Here is a 203-nt window from a genome sequence, read left to right as displayed (position 1 = left end):
AATTTTCAAACATATGGCTCATATTAGTTACTTTTGAAGTATCAAAGCTCAAAGCTTCATTAAAATACTCACAACCACTAAACATACTGCTCATATCAACGACATTTGAAGTATTGAAATTTAATGGATGATTAAAATCAAAGCAATTTTCAAACATATGGCTCATATTAGTTACTTTTGAAGTATCAAAGCTCAAAGCTTCA

At 28.6% G+C, this 203-nt stretch carries 1 protein-coding gene; it reads right to left on the bottom strand.

The annotated features are described in order from the left end of the window. The coding region (locus tag KJQ99_RS11600) for a BspA family leucine-rich repeat surface protein (protein ID WP_214150795.1) at window positions 1-203 on the bottom strand (203 nt) is incomplete at both ends.

The organism is Campylobacter sp. 2018MI13 (assembly GCF_018501135.1).
Classification (GTDB): domain Bacteria; phylum Campylobacterota; class Campylobacteria; order Campylobacterales; family Campylobacteraceae; genus Campylobacter_E.
The sequence above is the reverse complement of the archived record's forward strand: the minus strand, read 5'-3'. Positions and strand labels throughout refer to the sequence as shown.